5 protein-coding genes and 1 pseudogene are annotated in these 4,543 nt (G+C 36.6%); 3 read left to right on the top strand and 3 right to left on the bottom strand.

The features are described from left to right. Positions 1–244 (top strand): annotated as a pseudogene (locus AMDU4_RS09950) (molybdenum cofactor biosynthesis protein); the annotation flags it as partial. A 29-nt stretch (positions 245–273) separates the two neighbouring features. Next, complete coding sequence (locus AMDU4_RS09955) at positions 274–1,170, top strand: dipeptidase (RefSeq protein ID WP_021787853.1); 897 nt, start codon at positions 274–276, stop codon at positions 1,168–1,170. 2 nt (positions 1,171–1,172) lie between these two features. Here the strand turns inward: AMDU4_RS09955 and AMDU4_RS09960 are convergent, their stop codons facing one another. Beyond that, a complete protein-coding gene (locus AMDU4_RS09960) occupies positions 1,173–2,042 on the bottom strand; it encodes a 3-hydroxyacyl-CoA dehydrogenase NAD-binding domain-containing protein (RefSeq protein ID WP_021787854.1) in 870 nt (289 codons plus the stop codon). Between the two features lie 84 nt (positions 2,043–2,126). On the opposite strand from AMDU4_RS09960, the gene AMDU4_RS09965 reads away from it, so the two are divergent. Beyond that, on the top strand, positions 2,127–3,350 hold the full coding sequence (locus tag AMDU4_RS09965) for an MFS transporter (protein WP_021787855.1): 1,224 nt from the start codon (positions 2,127–2,129) through the stop codon (positions 3,348–3,350). Positions 3,351–3,352: 2 nt separating this feature from the next. Here the strand turns inward: AMDU4_RS09965 and AMDU4_RS09970 are convergent, their stop codons facing one another. After that, positions 3,353–3,775 carry a cyclic nucleotide-binding/CBS domain-containing protein gene (locus AMDU4_RS09970; protein ID WP_021787856.1) on the bottom strand — a complete coding sequence of 141 codons (423 nt, stop codon included), beginning with the start codon at positions 3,773–3,775 and terminating at the stop codon, positions 3,353–3,355. Between the two features lie 369 nt (positions 3,776–4,144). Beyond that, complete coding sequence (locus tag AMDU4_RS09975) at positions 4,145–4,453, bottom strand: hypothetical protein (protein ID WP_290704969.1); 309 nt, start codon at positions 4,451–4,453, stop codon at positions 4,145–4,147. Positions 4,454–4,543: the final 90 nt, after the last annotated feature.

Consider the following 4,543-nt stretch of genomic DNA (forward strand, 5'->3'; position numbering starts at 1 on the left):
ATCACGGCTGGATCAGACATCCGTGGCTATCAGGAAAATTGCTGAAAAAGAAATGCCAGGATTCGGACAGCTTTTCAGGGAGAAATCTGGAGGCATATTCCCATATTTGTCCGATGCCTCACTCTTTATTTACCGGAAAAAAATAATCTTTACCCTTCCAGGGTCAGAGGATGCACAGGGGATAGCCTACAGCATAATAAGTGAAATCGTGCCACATCTCTTCCATGAAATAACAAAGGAATAATTTAATTAGACACGTTACATACCATTTTTATGAAATTTATAGATTTGCACGAGGACATAGCCTATTCATCCATGTACAGGGATGTCATACATGGAAATGAGCAGTCAGGAATTGATATGCTTAAGGTATTCCCCGGTTCAATTATTTTCTCTGTGGTTTTTCCACATGTAAATATGCAGTATGGAAATGCATATGGAACATCAATACCGAATATGACATTAGCTTATCAGCAGTTCAGTTATTACTGGGAAATATCAGAAAAATACAGCATAAATATTCTCCGTGGCAGAGAAGGTATAGACAACGGAATTAATTTCCTCATATCCATGGAGGGGACGGACATAATCAATAGACCTGAGGATATAGCCTTATTCTATTCAATGGGGTTAAGAAATTTGGGGCTCACCTGGAACTATGATACAAAATTTGCATCTTCATGCTATTCAAAAAAGGATTACGGGCTTACAGGATACGGGGAAGACCTCATAAAACTTTGCAATAGCTATGGAATAATTATAGATTTGGCCCATGCTGGAAAACAGACAATACTGGATGCCTGCGAAGTTTCATCCCGGCCGCTACTGGATTCCCACACAAATTTTAAGGCTCTGAAAAACCATCAGAGGAATATTGATGAGGAATCAATAAAAGCAATAGTAGAAACTGACGGTGTCATGGGGATAACCGGTATAAGGGATTCTCTGATAACACCGGATATTGATGGCATGATAGGAAGCATAACATACCTTGGGGATAATTTTGGATGGAGACATGTGAGCCTGGGCACCGATTTTCTGGGTATACCTAAAACACCCGATAGATTCGAAGATGTAAATGCAATAGAAAAATTGAAAGATATGATAGGAAGCCACTCAGAAGACGTACTCTTCAACAATGCATTCCGTGTCATAAAAGCAAATTTATAAGATTATAAATCGTACCATCCGCCATTGCTGTTCATTTTAACCTTTTTGCTTCCCTTGTATCCTGCATAAACCATTTCCTTAAGCATTGGTGGTGGAAGTTTTTTTTCGTCTCCGGTTTCTGAATACAGGTAATCCCCTATCTCTTTTACGGTATCAAGGCCAATAGTGTCCATAAGCTCAAATGGCCCCATGGGAAATCCAAAACCCAGCTTAACCATTTTGTCTATATCCTCCTTGCTGGCTATGCCCTTTTCATATAGTCTCAGGGATTCCACCAGCCATGAATGGACAAAGTTAGTAGTGAAAAAACCGGGATAATCCTTTACCACTACAGGCTCCTTGCCCATGGATCTTGCCATTTCCAGAACAATATTCACTGTATTATCAGAGGTGAAACGGGTTTTAACAACTTCTATGAGTTTCATCACAGGTGCAGGATTGAACCAGTGCATCCCAATAAGCCTTGATTTGTTTTTGATATTCATTCCTATTTCAGATATCATTATTCCCGAAGTGTTGGATGCTATTATTGATTCATCCGGAATGTTTTTCTCTATGCTTTCCATAACTTTCAATTTCAATGGCATGGTTTCTGGGACAGCTTCTATGACAAAATCCCTGTCGCTGAGCATGCCATAATCTGTAGAGATTTTAAGGTTTTTCATATACTCCGCTTTCTGGATTTCTGATATTGTTCCCTTTTCCACAAGCCTGGCCAGTCCGAATTTACCATCACTGATGTTTTTCCTTGCATTTTCTAGAATCTGGTCATTTATATCAATAAGGAGTGTGTCCAGTTCATTCCTGATAAATACCTGCGCTATGCCCTGTCCCATGATTCCCGAACCTATTACTGCTACTTTTTTTACCATAGAAGTTTATACCGTGAAATAATAAAAACTTTCATAAGAAAACGTATTTTCAAAGATTAAATATTCATTTATAATTAGGATAATATGAAAACAACTGCAAATACAATGGTACTGGTTAATTTTCTCATGCTTTTATCAGTAACATTCACAATGAGGGCCTCAACAAATATGCTGATGACAGTTGTTCCTATATTCACAAAATATGTCATAAACGCTGATGTGTTCTTCGTAGGTCTTACTGCAACCTTCTATGGAATCGGTGCAATGGCATCCAATATCTTTGTTAATGGAAGAATTAGTGTTGACAAGACTCCAAAGGTTGTATTTGCATTCCTGGCCATTATGACAATTGGAATATTTGTGTATATATTTTCAAAAAATATTTACGAAGTCCTCATCCTTTCCGGTATAACTGGACTTTCCATGGGTGTGGTGCAGCCGCTTCTGATGACAATTACAAATGCAATAGCCCCGCCGGAGAAAAGAGACAGATATATAGCAGCATATACTTCAGCTTTGTCCCTGAGCCTTATATTTGGGGTGCTGGTGGAAGGCCTGATATTATCGTCCATAAATGTAAGATATGCTTTTCTCATATTCTTTTTCATAGCATTTTCCTCTTCAATAATGATGTATGTACTCTCCCTTAAGATCCGTATACCGGCCAGATCAACAAAAACAAGGTCATTTAAGGAAATTATAAGCAGGGCATCAACATCCTTAAAACAGGGAAAAGTTCTTTTTGCCATGTTTGGAAATATATCATATGCATTTCCGTTTATACTTCTAATTACCTATGGAAGCATAATTGGAAAGGAATACGATGGAATAGCACCAAGCACTTTTCTTTATCTTCTTACCTTATTCTATGGAATTTCATTCCTTTCAAGGGTCATACTGTCAATCAGGCAGGTACGCAATAAGGAATTTCTTATGTATGCAGCATTTGCGGCCAGCATCCTGGGCTATCTTCTGATAGGCATAGACACCGGTGTGATAATGTTTATGGCAGCACTCTTGATACTGGGATTTCCACACGGTTCTATATTTCCTCTTTCAACTTCATATATTGCAGCCAGTGTGGACATGGAGTATATGAACATCGTTTATTCAGTATTTCTGCTTATTATGGACGTGATTGCCTTTATAATACCCTTTATTTTCGGTCTGATATCTGAATTATATAACATAAAAATTGCTATCTATGTGACTCTGGTACCTATGGCATTACTGATAGGCATATCTGTTGCATTTAATGTGAGGGATAACAGGATAAAAAGAATCGCAGCTATTCCGGAAAAGGTTTAACATTATCTAATTCCAAATTTTGATGCTATTTCAACCATGTTTGATACGTATTCACTGAAGAATTTAAGTATGTCTCTTGATGTTATTATGCCTGATATTTTACCCTTGTCTATAACCAGTAGTCTTCTTATTCCTTTCTTTGCCATTAGATTCGCAACTTTCTCCATAGGGGTATCTGATGTAACAGATGTGAGTGGTGTTGTCATTATTTCTTTAAGTGGAACTTTTGATGCGTCAGCCTCTTTTGAGAGAATCTTATTTATGTAATCCCATTCTGTGACTATGCCAGCCGGAATGTTTTCATTACCCACTATTATATAGCCCTGCTGTTTCTCTGCCATCATTTTTGAACCTTCAAGGGCACTGGTGTTTCCATCCACAATCTGGCAGTTCTTTCTCATTATATCTTCTGCATAAAGCACCATAGAAGTAAATTCTATGTTAATATTTAAAGTAGATGTGATGGAAGAAAATCATAATATAAGTATTGCATATCATTGGGAGTTATAAATTATAGGTCAATATAACGTCATAATCATATTATCTTGAACAACATGTAAATATTGATGAGATTTCTAAACAGAGCTATTTTATAGATTTCATGTGATAGTCTCACATAGATAATAATTTTATTAAATTTGTATTCTAGCCTGATAATGTGTGGAGAAAAAAAGGAAAAACGGTGGAAAATATAATATTTGATTGAATATGTTTGATTCTTCAAACTTGAGTTCCGCATAACAAGCATTATTATTAGATACTGAATACCAGCTTTAAAGTATTCTCTTAACATTTCAGAAATTATGTATGTACACATTCCCGGATACTGGAATATGGAATATGGAATCTCCCGGGATTTTAAGAACATCCAGGGCTGCTATGCTCTCTGATGAGACATACAGTTCTCTATTCCCAACTGTTATGGGAACAACATCCAGATAATTCAGGCTCCTGCTTATCCTGTCAATTGCCTTGCCCATAAGAATTTTCATTATCCTTGATAGCAGAAGTGACAATACACATACGAACACATGAGCTTTTATTCTATCGGATTTTCTGTGGTATACCAGCCTAGTTTTAAGAAATGATTTAATTATCATCATATATAGTTATGAAAAAATAGTATATTTTTATTTTAAAAAATTATTGGTATTTGGATTATATACCAAATCTGATTATGTCTCCAACTTTCA

This window comes from Ferroplasma sp. Type II, from assembly GCF_000496155.1.